This is a genomic window from Bacillus cereus group sp. MYBK216-1 (genome assembly GCF_051916495.1).
Classification (GTDB): domain Bacteria; phylum Bacillota; class Bacilli; order Bacillales; family Bacillaceae_G; genus Bacillus_A; species Bacillus_A thuringiensis_K.
Map to the genome: position 1 here is coordinate 691180 of NZ_JBQAGT010000003.1, position 14010 is coordinate 705189.

Sequence of the window (14010 nt, forward strand, 5' to 3'; positions counted from 1 at the left end):
AAGAGCTAATATTTCTATATTTTAACAAATTATTCAGAAAATTTGTATGGTTTTTTAATTCAAATAAATGGATATTTAATTATTAAATTAATCTTGAATATTTTGGAATATGATTATATAATATCGATATACGATGTATCGTAAGTCGATATATCATAAGGCGATGTATCGGAGGTAGTTATAATGAATGCGAAGGCGCAAAAATATATTCCGTTAACTGAGGGGACATATTACATACTGTTATCACTAGTGAAACCAATGCACGGATATGGAATTATGCAAATGGTAGAAGAGATGACAAATGGGGAAGTAAAGCTCGGTCCTGGTACTTTATACGGGAATACGACGAAATTACTTAAAGAAAAATTAATTGTTGAAGTTGCCTCTACAGATAGAAAGAAGTGCTATGAGTTAACGCCGTTTGGGAGAGAAGTGTTAGAGCTAGAATATAACAGATTGCAGAGATCTGTAAGGAATGGAAATAGTATATTAGGGGAGTGAATGGGAAATGGAGACAAAGAAGGTATTCAAACCTTTTGCGATATGGAGCTTGGAAAAAGAAGAAGCTTTTTTAAGAAAAATGCATCAAAAAGGATGGGCTTTACAAAAGTATAATGTAATGTATACGTTTAAGAAAACTGAACCAAAAGATGTAGTATATAAAGCAGACTTTAGATTAGAGTATAAAGATTCGACAGAAAAACAAAAAGAATATATCGAAATATATGAAATGTGTGGTTGGAAACATGTAACGAGTTTTGCGAAGTGGAATTACTTTTGTAAAGAAGTAGAAGAGGAAAATGAGTTACCTGATATTTATTCAGACAAAGAAACGAAGATACAAAAACTTGTTGAATTGATACAGTTCGTTGCAATTATGTTTGTAATGTTAATTCCAGTGCTTTACTTATGTTTTCTTGGAGTATCAGAATCAGGATTATATAAAGGTATGGTAGGGTTTTTAGTTTGTATATATTTATATGCGTTTATTAATTTATTTAGGAAGATTAAAAAGTTAAAAAAGGAAATATTTTAACAAAGAGTGATATTCTTAGAGAAGATATATATTGATGGGAATCAACTTCTCTAATTTCTATATATATTTATTTTGTTCATTCTTTTTTATATAATAAAAGACCAACTTTTTAATTCATAGAACTAACAGTTACAAAGATAATATCAGTAACAACACCTAAAAAAAATCATAAATGAAGAAGAAATAATCAACAATAACGAACTAGCAATTAATATTAATTTATTAGATTTTTGATTTTAAAAATGGTAGTAAAGTAAAAGACTACAAATAGTAGAAACAATCCATATTGTTAGATCGTAAGGAGTCGTTATTTTCTCCCAATCGAAGATCCAAAAGTAAAAGATGACTATATGACAAGTTAATAGTAGAAATATTGATGGAAGCGTTATCTTTTTATTGTTTGTTTTACCTCGCTTATGTAAACATTTCCAAAAGAGTGCGAAGTTTAATATATAATAAGGAAGAAATACATTTTTAATTAAGTTATTAAACGGAAAAATCCCTTATAGAAAAATCTATTTCTACAAGGGATAATCATGCTTTTATTAGAAAGACTGATTTTGCGCAGGTTTAATAAATTGTTCTGGGTTTTCAACAAGCCCACATACAGCGCATTGGACGCGATAAGTAGGTCCTTGATAGGCCATATGAAAAGCATTCATCGTTTCATTTGTGTATTCTTCTTCTACTTGACCAGTTTGTGGATTTAATTTGACTGGTTTTACTTGTTGCTCAAGAATATTAAAGCGGGTACGGTTCGTTTTACAACTTGGACATAGCATTGGTTCCATATGTATACACCTCCATTTGTATCATTTCTTAAACTCTTTAATTTTATGCAAGCAAAAAACTTTCTCAATATAAATAGGTGTTTAATGTATTTAAAATTCAGAAAAAATAAAATATAATAAAAGTACGAACTGGTTATGTCCAAACCAAATCTCCTGTTTTATGCCAATAAGCTGGGGGGCCGAGAAATCGGCCTCATTTTTTTTGCTCATTACTACAAAGAACAAGGTTTTTATGAGACTTTTGTCGAAATTTTAGGGGTAGATATAAAGGGGGATGTAAAATGGATTTGAAAATGAAGTACATCATTTTATATGTAGAAAAGTTTGAGGAATGTTTAAAATTCTATAAAGATATTTTACAGTTACCTATAAAAGCAGAGCACGGTACATATATTGAATTTAATACTGGAACTACCATTTTAGCGATGAATACGCGGCAAGATGTGAAAGAATTAACAGGACTACCGCTTACAGAAGGTGAATTACAGTCTTCTCATTTCGAATTAGGATTCGTTGTTGAGAATGTACAAGAAACGATTGAGCAATTTAGAGAACAAGGTATTAAGATTTTAGTTGAACCTATTGTAAAACCGTGGGGACAAACAATTTCTTACATTGCTGATCCAGATGGAAATTATATTGAAATTTGTAGTTCATTAGAATAGAGGGAGAAAGAGAGATGGGATTTCCGAAACTAGAAACAGAACGTTTATTCTTAAGAGAACTTACACTATTAGATGCGGAAACGATGTTCCGTTATTTTTCGAAAGAATCTGTTATACGTTATTTCGGAATGGATTCTTTCCAAAATATTGAGCAAGCGAAAACAACGATTCAAACGTTTAAAAATCGTTATGAAGAAGGAAGTGTATTTCGCTGGGGAATCGAGAAAAAAGGGACGGGCCAATTAATTGGGACGTGTGGATTTCATTTAATTAACAATCATCATAGACGAGCTGAAATTGGTTATGAATTAGATGATACATATTGGGGACAGGGGTATGCATCTGAAGCATTACAAGCAATTTTAGCTTACGGATTTGAAATACTGCAACTAATAAGAATCGCAGCGGTTGTATATGTAGAAAATAAAGCTTCACAACAATTATTAATAAAAGCAGGATTTCAAGAAGAAGGATTACTTCGAAAACATATGATTCAAAATGGTGTCGCTCATGATACCATTTTATATTCTTTATTAAAAGAAGAGTGGAAGAAGTAATGAGTACAAATGAGCTTATAAATGTTATGAAGAAGCATAAAGAAAACCGCTTTATTTTAGGGATAGATGGTTTAAGTCGATCTGGAAAAACAACATTCGTAGCAAATTTAAAAGAAAATATGAAACAAGAGGGCATCCCGTTTCATATTTTTCATATTGATGATCACATAGTGGAGCGTAATAAACGCTATCATACAGGATATGAAGAATGGTATGAGTATTATTGTTTACAGTGGGATATTCCATACTTGAGGCAGAAGTTTTTTCAGAAGTTACAACATGAGACAAAACTGACTTTGCCTTTTTATCAAGAGGAAACAGACTCATGTGAAATGAAAAAAGTACAGATTCCTATTGTAGGCGTAATTGTTATTGAAGGAGTTTTTTTGCAGCGAAAAGAATGGAGAGATTTCTTTCATTATATGGTCTATTTGGACTGTCCAAGAGAGACAAGGTTTCTACGTGAGAGTGAAAAAACGCAGAAAAACCTTTCAAAGTTTGAAAATAGGTATTGGAAAGCAGAGGATTATTACTTAGAAATGGAATTGCCGAAGGATAGGGCGGATTTAGTCATCCAATGATTTGAAAATAGAAGGTGAATAGAATGAATATTTTATGGGATTTTGATGGGACGTTATTTGATACGTACCCTGCATATACAATGATGCTTTCTGAAATATTAGGTGACTCAGTAGAAAAACAAGAAATATACAAAAACTTAAAAATATCATACTCTCATGCAATTCAGTATTATAATATTTCATGCGAGCAGGAAGAAAAGATTAAAGTTTTGAAGGGAAAATTCACGCCAAAAGATATGAAACCTTTTGCAGGTGTTAAAGAGGTTTTGAAATTTGCAGATAAAAATGTGATTATGACCCATAAACATAGGAAAGGGGTTATGGCCATTTTAAAATATTACGGCTGGGAAAAATACTTCGTAGATATGGTTACAATTGACGATGGCTTTCCTCGAAAGCCGAACTCTTTAGCTTATAATCATCTGCATAAAAAATACAATATTGATTTAGCTATTGGAGATAGAGAATTAGATTTATTACCTGCAAAAGAATTAGGTATTTCAACATGTATGTTTCAAGGTAATTGTGATGTAGCGGATTATTCTTTATCACATTACTCGGAGTTTTTTAAGGTAGTGAGTGATAGAGAGTTTTCTTTATAAAAAAAGTTATTAATAAAGACTGTATCTTTCATTTTAAAGGTACAGTCTTTATTTTTTAGAACTATTTCATTTTATTTTCTGTATATAAAAATTGCTAGGAGTTAAAGAATGTCCGTCCATCTTTATTAAAGAAGTAGCCAGGTTAATTGTTAGATAGAAATAAACTGAAGGATAAAGTGATAGCGTCCACTTTATCTTTTTTATGTTTTAACCAAATTATGGTTATTCATGTTAATATGAACTCATAGCTATATAGAAGGGGTGGGGTTAGTATGAAAACTGAAATAGTTCCTACAAAGAAGTACAGTATAATAAGCTATATATCTTTACTCATCGGCATTTTGTGTTTTCTATTCGTTTTTATAACGCCAACAAGGATAGCCAATGCAGGTAATATAGTTGGAGATTATATTACAATTGCCCTGACAGGTGTAGGTATCATGCTTTCAATAATCACAATGACGAAAAGAACAGAGAAGAAGGGAATTGCTATTCTTTCATTAATACTGTCCTCATCATTTTTTATATTTTGGATCATAGCAATTATCCTATTGTTTACTGGTCAAATTAGTTTTGCGCCGTAATGTGTAATAAAAAGAGTCCTTCTCGTATGAAGGACTCTTTTTATTCGGTATCTTCAGGTTGATATTCTAAAATATCCCCGGGTTGGCATTCTAATGCTTTACATATTGCTTCTAAAGTTGAAAAACGGACTGCTTTTGCTTTTCCATTTTTCAAGATAGAAAGGTTAGCCATTGTAATTCCAACCTTCTCCGAAAGTTCTGTTACACTCATTTTTCTTTTTGCTAACATTACATCAATATTAATAATAATTGCCATATTATTCACCTCAGACCGTTAAATCATTTTCTGATTTTATATCTATAGCATCTTTTAATAGTCTTTGGAGAACGGCAGCAAAGACCGCGATTACCATTGAAGCAAAAATCATAATCATTCCGATAATAATAATGCCAGGGGCGTCATCTCTCTCTGCCACGAGATAGAAAAGTGGCATACCTAATACATATAATACACTAATTGCCAATGCGCTGTACTTAATATTTTTTAAAGCTTGAACAGATAGCTCTGAGAATGCGTTATTTTTATCAATATAGTTTAAAAGCTTAAATGTTTGGTACAGTGCGAAGTAATAAGGTATTGCTGTTGCGTATAAATTGATAAATACAAGATATTTAATATATGCAATATCTGGATATAATTCTGCGGCAAAATTTCCTATTTTAGGGACTAAAAAAATGCACATAGCAAGAACGGGGATTCCGATCAGAATTACAACGGTCTTTAAAAAGAGTGTGGATCCTTGTTTCATAAAAAGCACCTCATTTATTTAATATCTTATTAATTTAACATGAAATTTATTGTTTAACAATAAATTTTTATTTCTTTTAATTGAGGATTTATTGTTAAATAAGTAATTAATGAAAAGGATGTTAAATCTTTTTTATAAGATAAATGATACATATCAATATTTAATTAAAGAAAGAGAAAGTAACTATTGTTAGCTTTATGAGAATTGGGAACTAATAAAACATATGTAGGTTTTGGTATGGAAAAGGAAATAAGGTGTATTGAAATGAATGCAAAGTTTATGGAGGAACAATCATGTTGAATTATGGTGTGAAGATGAAAAAGTTACTATTGGTGGGAGCTATAATAGTAAGCGTATTAAGTACGGAAAGTATGATGAATTATCATGCGGCCAAAGCTAAGGTGAAAAAAGTAGAACACCAGCCTAAAAATATAATTATGATGGTTATGGACGGAACGAGTTCAACGGCGACAACATTGGCTCGCTGGTATAAAGGGGCACCGCTTACGTTAGATCAAATTGTAACAGGAGGTGTTCGTACGTTTTCGGCGGAATCAGCTATTACAGACTCAGCGCCAGCAGCAACAGCTTTAGCAACTGGAAATAAATCGAATTCAGGATATGTAGGTGTATTACCTTCTATTGTAAGTTCGCCTAGCTTACAGCCAATAAAAGAAGAAGAAAAGTTACGGCCGGTCGCAAACGTATTAGAAGGCGCAAAATGTACTGGTCGTGCAACTGGCATTGTTGCTACATCTGAAATTCAGCATGCTACTCCGGCCGGATTCTCCGCTCACCATGTCAATCGCAAACATTTTGACGTAATTGCGAAGCAGCAAGTATATCAAAATATAGATGTCGTATTAGGCGGGGGAAAAGCGGCGCTTCTACCTATAAAAAGTAATGGAATCCGAAAAGATGGTGAAAATTTAGTAAAGGTGATTCAAGACAAAGGGTACGATTTTGTTGAAACGAAAGATGCGTTATTGAACTCCAAATCTAATAAAATTTGGGGTTCTTTCTCACATCATGCTCTTGCGTTTGATATGGATCGTATAGCAACAAATCCAGAACAACCAACACTTTCTCAAATGACAGAAAAAGCAATTCAAACATTATCAAAAGATAAAGATGGCTTCTTTTTATTCGTAGAAGGTAGTAAGCCAGATTGGGCAGCTCATGCTAATGATCCAATTGGGATTATTAGCGATGTATTGGCATTTGATGAAGCGGTAGCAAAGGCGTTACAATTTGCGAAGAAAGATGGGGATACGATGCTCATCGCTTTAACTGATCATGGTAACAGCGGCATCTCTATAGGGAATAGGAATACGACAAAAGGATACAATACTACACCGGTTTCTGCATACATTGATCCATTGAAAAAGGCGAAAATGACACTTGAAGGAACTATAAATAAACTGAAATCTGATTTATCAAATGTAGAAGATGTAGCTAAACTATACGGTTTGGATAATCTAACTCATGATGAAAAAGAAAAATTAAAAGTGGCAAAAAAGAAAATGGATGTAGGACGAATTCTTACTACATTATTGGCTAATCGTGCAAATATCGGCTTTACGACAGGAGGACATACAGGTGAGGATGTATTCTTACATTCTTATGGACCTCAAAAACCAGAAGGCTTAATCCAGAATACAGACATTGCGAAGACGATGGCGAGAGCGATGGGCTTTAACTTAGAAGAAGTAACGAATAAAATATTTTTAGAGAGTGAGCAAGCCTTTAAGAAAATCGGTGCAACTGTAACAGCCGACAAAACCGAAGGAGCAAACCCGTTACTCGTAGTAAAACATAATAAAGTAGAAGCACAATTATTTGGTAACAAAAATATAATTCGTATCAATGGTAAAGGGTATGAATTAAGAAGTATTATTGTAGAGAGTAATGGAAAGTGCTATGTACCAGAAGAAGCAATTCAACTATTTGTAAAGCATTCTCGTTAAAAAATTGCCAACCAGTTAAGCTAACTGGTGGCAATTTTTTGTGTTTATTCTAAATATAAGTGTTCGAATTGTTTTGTAAAGTTTTCCATATGAGACTTGTATAAATGTTAAAGGGAAATTATATCTTTTCTTACATTAAAAAATTTCGTTTTGTAGAATAGAGAATTTATACATATAGTAAAATCTAATGTATTATCAATTAATATTTACGAAAAATATATTAATACTTTAGAATTTATTTAATTTTCATTATTTTTTATTTAAGGTTATCCGTTATATTTATAATGTGCTTATTTCAATTTATTGTATTGAAGCTCAGTTTTATATAATTATAAAGCAATAATCAAAATAAAATCTCCACTAGAGTAAATTTATTATTTTTTGCGTCTATTTTATCCCGCTATTTGCCAGGCAGTAAGACCCCACCTCAAAATTCAGCGTAAGCAAAGAAGTTAGGTGGGGGTCGGGCTCTCCGTAAAAGCCAGATTGGTGAGGGCTGATTAAAGTTTCACTTTATTTACGAAAATTATTATGCAGCTAAGAAAACTGTAGTTTATTGAATTAGAGATATATTAGAATTTAGTTGAAGAAAGAGAGGGAATAAAATGAATATAGTGCACTTACGTCCTAAACAGCGGTCTAAGTATCGCATTATGCTAGGGAAGTGGTATTACTCTACAAAGAGGTACATTCAGTGGTTGGCAGATGGAAAAACATATGCAAAAAGGTTCCAACAAGAAAAGCTACCTTGTACAGCAATTCAGCACCGAACGATATTACTTCGTAAGCTCAAAGATGTAGATATGTGGTATCAACAGAATAAGGTTGTTAATTTGAAAATTGCTGTTAAAAAACTAAATGGTATCGTCATTAGACCGGGAGAAACATTTTCTTACTGGCGTTTAATAGGTAAGCCAACGAGGAAAAAAGGGTATGTAGAAGGTATGGTATTACATTACGGATCTTTTCAAACAGGTATTGGAGGAGGTCTTTGTCAGCTTTCGAATTTAATATATTGGATGACTTTACATACACCACTGACAGTAACAGAACGATATCGTCATAGCTTTGATGTCTTTCCTGACTCCAGGCGAACTCAACCGTTTGGGAGTGGGGCGACTTGTTCCTATAACTATTTGGATTTACAAATTAAAAATGAAACGGACCAACCGTATCAACTTCACCTTTATATGACAGATGAACATTTAGTTGGTGAATGGAGAACAGTCTATCCGCAACTTTATCAATATGAAGTGTATGAGAAAGAACACTCAATTCAACCTGCATACTGGGGCGGTTATATACGACATAATGTGATTCAACGTAAAGTATATAATCAACAGAAACAGTTAATAGAAGATCAATATGTAACAGAGAATCACGCTATAATGATGTACGAACCACTATTAGCTTGTAATAATGAGAATAGTGAGTAATATGGTAATCCATAGATTAAATAGTATAGAAAATATTTAATTATTATTTTTATTAAAAAAGTATGAATCCCAGATTTACTGGATTTTGATTGTAACTAAGAACATATAAAAGTTCACTGTTATTTATAGGAGGGTCTGTTTGTTTTTATATCTTATGTATTTCACCCTGCATAAAAAAATATTTCTCAACATTTTATTTGTTGAAAAAGATTGAATATTCGTATTATAACGAATATTATGTTGTTATCGGCAAAAAACGATAATTTGCAGACACTGGGGAGGAAATACATTGAAAAAGAAATTAAAACCATTAGCGGTATTAACAACAGCAGCAGTACTAAGTAGTACGTTTGCTTTTGGAGGTCACGCAGCTTATGCTGAGACATCAACATCATCTCTACCAATAGATGAGCACTTAATACCGGAGGAGCGTTTGGCAGAAGCGCTAAAACAACGGGGGGTAATTGATCAATCTGCATCACAAGCTGAGACGTCAAAGGCTGTCGAAAAATATGTTGAGAAAAAGAAAGGGGAAAACCCTGGGAAAGAAATCTTAACAGGAGATAGTCTTACACAAGAAGCTTCTGATTTTATGAAAAAAGTAAAAGATGCAAAAATGAAGGAAAATGAACAGGCACAGCAGCCTGAAGTAGGCCCAGTAGCTGGACAAGGTGCAGCATTGAATCCAGGGAAATTAAATGGAAAAGTACCTACTACATCAGCGAAGCAAGAAGAATACAATGGAGCTGTTCGAAAAGATAAAGTACTTGTTTTACTTGTAGAATTTAGCGATTTTAAGCATAACAATATTGATCAAGAGCCAGGATACATGTATTCTAAGGACTTTAATCGTGAACATTATCAAAAAATGTTATTTGGTGATGAACCATTCACTTTATTTGATGGATCGAAGATTAACACATTTAAGCAATATTATGAAGAACAATCTGGTGGTAGCTATACAGTTGATGGGACTGTAACAGAGTGGCTTACTGTTCCAGGAAAAGCATCAGATTATGGTGCTGATGCGGGTACTGGGCATGATAACAAGGGGCCTTTAGGACCAAAAGATTTTGTGAAAGAAGCATTAAAAGCAGCGGTAGCAAAAGGAATCAATTTAGCAGACTATGACCAATTTGATCAATACGATCAAGATGGTGATGGAAATAAAAATGAGCCAGATGGCATTATCGATCATTTAATGGTTGTACATGCTGGCGTTGGTCAAGAAGCTGGCGGCGGTAAATTGAAAGATGATGCGATTTGGTCACATCGTTCAAAACTAGGTTCAAAACCATATGCAATTGATGGCACGAAATCTTCTGTTTCGAACTGGGGCGGAAAGATGGCTGCATACGATTATACAATCGAGCCTGAAGACGGGGCAGTTGGTGTGTTTGCGCATGAGTATGGTCATGATTTAGGTTTACCAGATGAATATGATACAAAGTACTCAGGACAAGGTGAACCTGTTGAGTCATGGTCTATTATGAGTGGTGGTAGCTGGGCTGGAAAAATTGCAGGAACAGAGCCAACGAGTTTCTCACCACAAAATAAAGAGTTTTTCCAAAAGAATATGAAGGGGAACTGGGCGAATATCCTTGAAGTAGATTATGACAAACTTAGCAAAGGAATCGGTGTTGCGACATATGTAGATCAAAGCACTACAAAATCTAAACGACCTGGAATCGTTCGTGTTAACTTGCCGGACAAAGATATAAAAAATATCGAATCAGCGTTTGGTAAGAAGTTCTATTACAGTACAAAAGGAAATGACATTCATACAACACTTGAGACACCAGTATTTGACTTAACAAATGCAAAGGATGCTAAGTTCGATTATAAGGCATTTTACGAACTTGAAGCGAAGTATGATTTCCTTGACGTATATGCGATTGCAGAAGATGGAACGAAGACACGCATTGATAGAATGGGCGAAAAAGATGTAAAAGGCGGCGCGGATACAACTGATGGTAAGTGGGTTGATAAATCATACGATTTAAGCCAATTCAAAGGAAAAAAAGTAAAACTGCAATTTGAGTACTTAACAGATATTGCAGTAGCTTATAAAGGGTTTGCGTTAGATAATGCAGCATTAACTGTAGATGGAAAAGTTGTTTTCTCTGATGATGCAGAAGGTCAGCCAGCAATGACGTTAAAAGGCTTTACTGTGTCTAACGGATTTGAACAGAAAAAACATAATTACTATGTAGAGTGGAGAAATTACGCTGGTTCTGACACTGCGTTACAACATGCACGTGGACCAGTATTTAATACAGGAATGGTTGTATGGTATGCGGATCAAAGCTTTACAGATAACTGGGTAGGCGTTCATCCAGGTGAAGGGTTCTTAGGAGTAGTAGATTCTCATCCAGAGGCAATTGTAGGGACATTAAATGGACAACCTACTGTGAAGAGCAGTACGCGTTATCAAATTGCTGATGCGGCATTCTCATTTGATCAAACGCCAGCATGGAAAGTAAATTCACCAACACGCGGTATCTTTGATTATAAAGGATTACTAGGAGTGGCAAAATTTGATGATTCTAAGCAATACATCAACAGCGTTATTCCTGATGCAGGACGTAAGTTGCCGAAGCTAGGACTGAAGTTTGAAGTCGTAGGCCAAGCTGAAGACAAGTCTGCAGGTGCAGTTTGGCTTCATCGATAAAATAAGGTAAAAAGAAGAGAAGCTGCGATAAGTCGGTGAAACTGACTGATTGCAGCTTTTTTCTTCTTGTGAAAAACTCGCTGTTTTTTATGTACTTATTGGAAAAATTCGAAGTTTCTTTGATACATAAAATGCTCCGTCTGTCCAATTATAGAAGCTATTTTGGACGTAAGAAATTTGTAAGTAATGAGTAAGAAAAAAGAGATTTTCATAGTATAAAATATTTATTATAGCTACTTTTAACACCTGATACTAATAGTGTGCTATAATATGAATTAGCAACAAAAAGGAAAGGAATTAGAACAATGACCTTAGAAAATACTAAAAATTTAAAAAAACAAGTTGCTCCTTTTGAAAAATCAACGATTAAAAAAAGTGTTTGGCAACTGATCAACACAATCGTGCCATTTATTATTTTATGGTACCTTGCTTATAAAAGTTTGTCAGTTTCTTATTGGTTAACTTTAGTTCCAGCACTGTTAGCCGCTGGATTTATGACAAGAATTTTCATTATTTTTCATGATTGTACCCATTATTCGTTCTTTAAAAGTCGACGTGCAAATAGAATAGTTGGAACGTGTATGGGTGTTTTAACATTATTCCCATTTGATCAGTGGGGGCATGAGCATTCTATTCACCACGCTACGAGTGGTAATTTGGATAAGAGGGGTACAGGGGATATTTGGACGCTTACAGTTGATGAATATGTAGCAGCACCATTTAGACTTCGTTTAGCATATCGTTTATATCGCAATCCATTCGTTATGTTTGGATTAGGTCCGATTTATGTTTTCTTGCTTAAAAATAGATTTAACCGAAAAGGTGCAAGACAGAAAGAACGTATGAATACTTATTTGACGAATATTATAATTGTTGCTGTAGTAGCTATACTTTGCTGGGCAATTGGGTGGCAATCGTTTCTGTTAGTACATGGTACTATATTCTTAATAGCAGGTTCAGTAGGGATTTGGCTGTTTTACGTACAGCACACATTTGAGGATTCTTATTTTGAAGAGGATAAAGATTGGGAATATGTGAAAGCGGCAGTGGAAGGAAGTTCTTTTTATAAGCTTCCTAAAATTTTGCAATTCTTAACTGGTAATATTGGATTCCATCATGTTCACCATTTAAGTCCAAGAGTACCTAACTATAAACTAGAAGAGGCACACAACAATACCCTTCCTTTAAAAAATGTACCAACAATTACGCTTGCTACAAGCTTACAATCACTACGTTTCCGTCTTTGGGATGAGAAAAGTAACAATTTTGTTAGCTTTAAAGATGTCAAAAATATAATTAAAAATAATGTTTCTGTTCGAGTGAAATCTGAACTATAATTGCATCGTATATAAAACTCCCCTTAATCATTTTCGATTTAAGGGGAGTTTGTGTTTAAAGAGTAGATGCCAGATAAGAGGAAAATTTACATAATTCAAATTGTAATTGAAGCAGATTAGGAATTGCTCGTACGTAAGTACAAATATAAAGTGACAGTAAATGCATTATGTTAACAAGTGGAGTTATCATGAATTTTCCATTACGATAACTGTTCATAAATCCGACGAAAATTAATAGCAGGATCGTACAACATTATATCTAAAAAATTAGAAAAGACTTGAACGGAAATTTCATTCATTTTTCTTGGTGTTCCGCATTCCATACACTTAAATAGGATGCATATTCTAATTCATCTGGATTGTCATGTAACATAGAAATGAATTCTAATTTATTTCTATCACAATCTAGAAAGTATACACTTGCAGCGGGCATCCACCTTTGGACAATTGGCTCTTGATTTCCTTTTCCTTGACTTCCTATCACTACTATTCCACGTTCCTCTAACCACGCTTTAGAAGTCATTAAAAACTCTAAATTTACACCAAAAGCAAAATGTCTCGGCTCAAAGTCTTCGATATTATTTACTTCCCATAGTCCAAGCATTTGTTTTTTATTTTCTCCGACCCAAAAGAAAGCCACTCTTCTTTTGGAGAGTTTTCTTGCTAACGTTAATCCTAGCTTGTTTTGATAGAAATTTATTGCCTTTTCTAAATTTCTTACATGTAAATGAGTTTCGTATATGTTCTGTATTATTATGATCATTCCTTTCTTTATTGGTAACTACCAATTGAATAGTAAATGTAATTCTAAAGTTGAAATATGTATAAGCCTAGTAATGTACATCTATATCCGATATACCTATTTACTATTATATTGAAATTGGAATGTGATAAATCCCACTGAGGTAGTAAGTGTTTAAATGAACCCTCTACTACTTTTGTAGGAGAGGGGATATATTCATTAAATTCAGATGAAATCATATTAAAATAATGAAAAAAGACCACACATGAAGTGAAACGCCACGTGTGGTCTT

The 14010-nt window shown here is 33.6% G+C and carries 15 protein-coding genes and 1 pseudogene; 11 read left to right on the plus strand and 5 right to left on the minus strand.

Features of this window, described 5'->3' with window-relative positions; all coding sequences use genetic code 11:
• The first annotated feature begins 183 nt into the window (after positions 1–183).
• On the plus strand, positions 184–501 hold the full coding sequence (locus ACTFRH_RS13760; RefSeq protein WP_000991894.1) for a PadR family transcriptional regulator: 318 nt from the start codon (positions 184–186) through the stop codon (positions 499–501).
• A gap of 7 nt (positions 502–508) precedes the next feature.
• Positions 509–1036 carry a DUF2812 domain-containing protein gene (locus ACTFRH_RS13765; protein WP_000448427.1) on the plus strand — a complete coding sequence of 176 codons (528 nt, stop codon included), beginning with the start codon at positions 509–511 and terminating at the stop codon, positions 1034–1036.
• A gap of 109 nt (positions 1037–1145) precedes the next feature.
• On the opposite strand, the pseudogene ACTFRH_RS13770 reads toward ACTFRH_RS13765, so the two are convergent.
• Positions 1146–1425 (minus strand): annotated as a pseudogene (locus ACTFRH_RS13770) (hypothetical protein).
• A gap of 156 nt (positions 1426–1581) precedes the next feature.
• The gene (locus tag ACTFRH_RS13775) at positions 1582–1827 is read right to left on the minus strand and encodes a hypothetical protein (RefSeq protein ID WP_000433609.1); all 246 of its coding nucleotides are present in this window, start codon (positions 1825–1827) and stop codon (positions 1582–1584) included.
• Positions 1828–2108: 281 nt separating this feature from the next.
• Between ACTFRH_RS13775 and ACTFRH_RS13780 the strand changes: the two genes are divergently transcribed.
• From ACTFRH_RS13780 to ACTFRH_RS13800, 5 genes are all read left to right on the plus strand, one after another.
• Positions 2109–2492: a VOC family protein gene (locus tag ACTFRH_RS13780; protein WP_000364500.1), complete on the plus strand. Its 384-nt coding sequence runs from the start codon at positions 2109–2111 to the stop codon at positions 2490–2492.
• Between the two features lie 14 nt (positions 2493–2506).
• On the plus strand, positions 2507–3049 hold the full coding sequence (locus ACTFRH_RS13785) for a GNAT family N-acetyltransferase (RefSeq protein WP_000506641.1): 543 nt from the start codon (positions 2507–2509) through the stop codon (positions 3047–3049).
• Positions 3049–3630 carry a kinase gene (locus tag ACTFRH_RS13790; RefSeq protein WP_000106105.1) on the plus strand — a complete coding sequence of 194 codons (582 nt, stop codon included), beginning with the start codon at positions 3049–3051 and terminating at the stop codon, positions 3628–3630. The genes ACTFRH_RS13785 and ACTFRH_RS13790 overlap by 1 nt, the downstream gene beginning before the upstream one ends.
• Positions 3631–3653: 23 nt before the next feature.
• Positions 3654–4232 (plus strand): HAD-IA family hydrolase, encoded by a 579-nt coding sequence (locus ACTFRH_RS13795; RefSeq protein WP_001024245.1) that lies wholly within the window; start codon positions 3654–3656, stop codon positions 4230–4232.
• Positions 4233–4504: 272 nt separating this feature from the next.
• Positions 4505–4816, plus strand: a complete 312-nt coding sequence (locus ACTFRH_RS13800) for a hypothetical protein (protein ID WP_000845564.1) — start codon at positions 4505–4507, stop codon at positions 4814–4816.
• A 40-nt stretch (positions 4817–4856) separates the two neighbouring features.
• Here the strand turns inward: ACTFRH_RS13800 and ACTFRH_RS13805 are convergent, their stop codons facing one another.
• Both ACTFRH_RS13805 and ACTFRH_RS13810 read right to left on the minus strand, forming a co-directional pair.
• On the minus strand, positions 4857–5072 hold the full coding sequence (locus ACTFRH_RS13805) for a helix-turn-helix domain-containing protein (RefSeq protein WP_000974619.1): 216 nt from the start codon (positions 5070–5072) through the stop codon (positions 4857–4859).
• Between the two features lie 10 nt (positions 5073–5082).
• Complete coding sequence (locus tag ACTFRH_RS13810; RefSeq protein ID WP_000809118.1) at positions 5083–5565, minus strand: DUF2975 domain-containing protein; 483 nt, start codon at positions 5563–5565, stop codon at positions 5083–5085.
• A 293-nt stretch (positions 5566–5858) separates the two neighbouring features.
• On the opposite strand from ACTFRH_RS13810, the gene ACTFRH_RS13815 reads away from it, so the two are divergent.
• The 4 genes from ACTFRH_RS13815 (at position 5859) to ACTFRH_RS13830 (ending at position 12976) form a co-directional block, all read left to right on the plus strand.
• Positions 5859–7532, plus strand: a complete 1674-nt coding sequence (locus ACTFRH_RS13815; RefSeq protein ID WP_000935927.1) for an alkaline phosphatase — start codon at positions 5859–5861, stop codon at positions 7530–7532.
• Positions 7533–8137: 605 nt separating this feature from the next.
• Positions 8138–8968 carry a VanW family protein gene (locus ACTFRH_RS13820; RefSeq protein WP_001028242.1) on the plus strand — a complete coding sequence of 277 codons (831 nt, stop codon included), beginning with the start codon at positions 8138–8140 and terminating at the stop codon, positions 8966–8968.
• A 289-nt stretch (positions 8969–9257) separates the two neighbouring features.
• Positions 9258–11639 (plus strand): immune inhibitor A domain-containing protein, encoded by a 2382-nt coding sequence (locus ACTFRH_RS13825; protein ID WP_000727916.1) that lies wholly within the window; start codon positions 9258–9260, stop codon positions 11637–11639.
• A 305-nt stretch (positions 11640–11944) separates the two neighbouring features.
• Complete coding sequence (locus ACTFRH_RS13830; protein ID WP_000171504.1) at positions 11945–12976, plus strand: fatty acid desaturase; 1032 nt, start codon at positions 11945–11947, stop codon at positions 12974–12976.
• Between the two features lie 295 nt (positions 12977–13271).
• On the opposite strand, the gene ACTFRH_RS13835 is transcribed toward ACTFRH_RS13830, so the two are convergent.
• Entirely contained in the window at positions 13272–13730 is a 459-nt protein-coding gene (locus tag ACTFRH_RS13835; RefSeq protein ID WP_033703562.1) for a VOC family protein, read from the minus strand.
• Between the last annotated feature and the right edge of the window lie 280 nt (positions 13731–14010).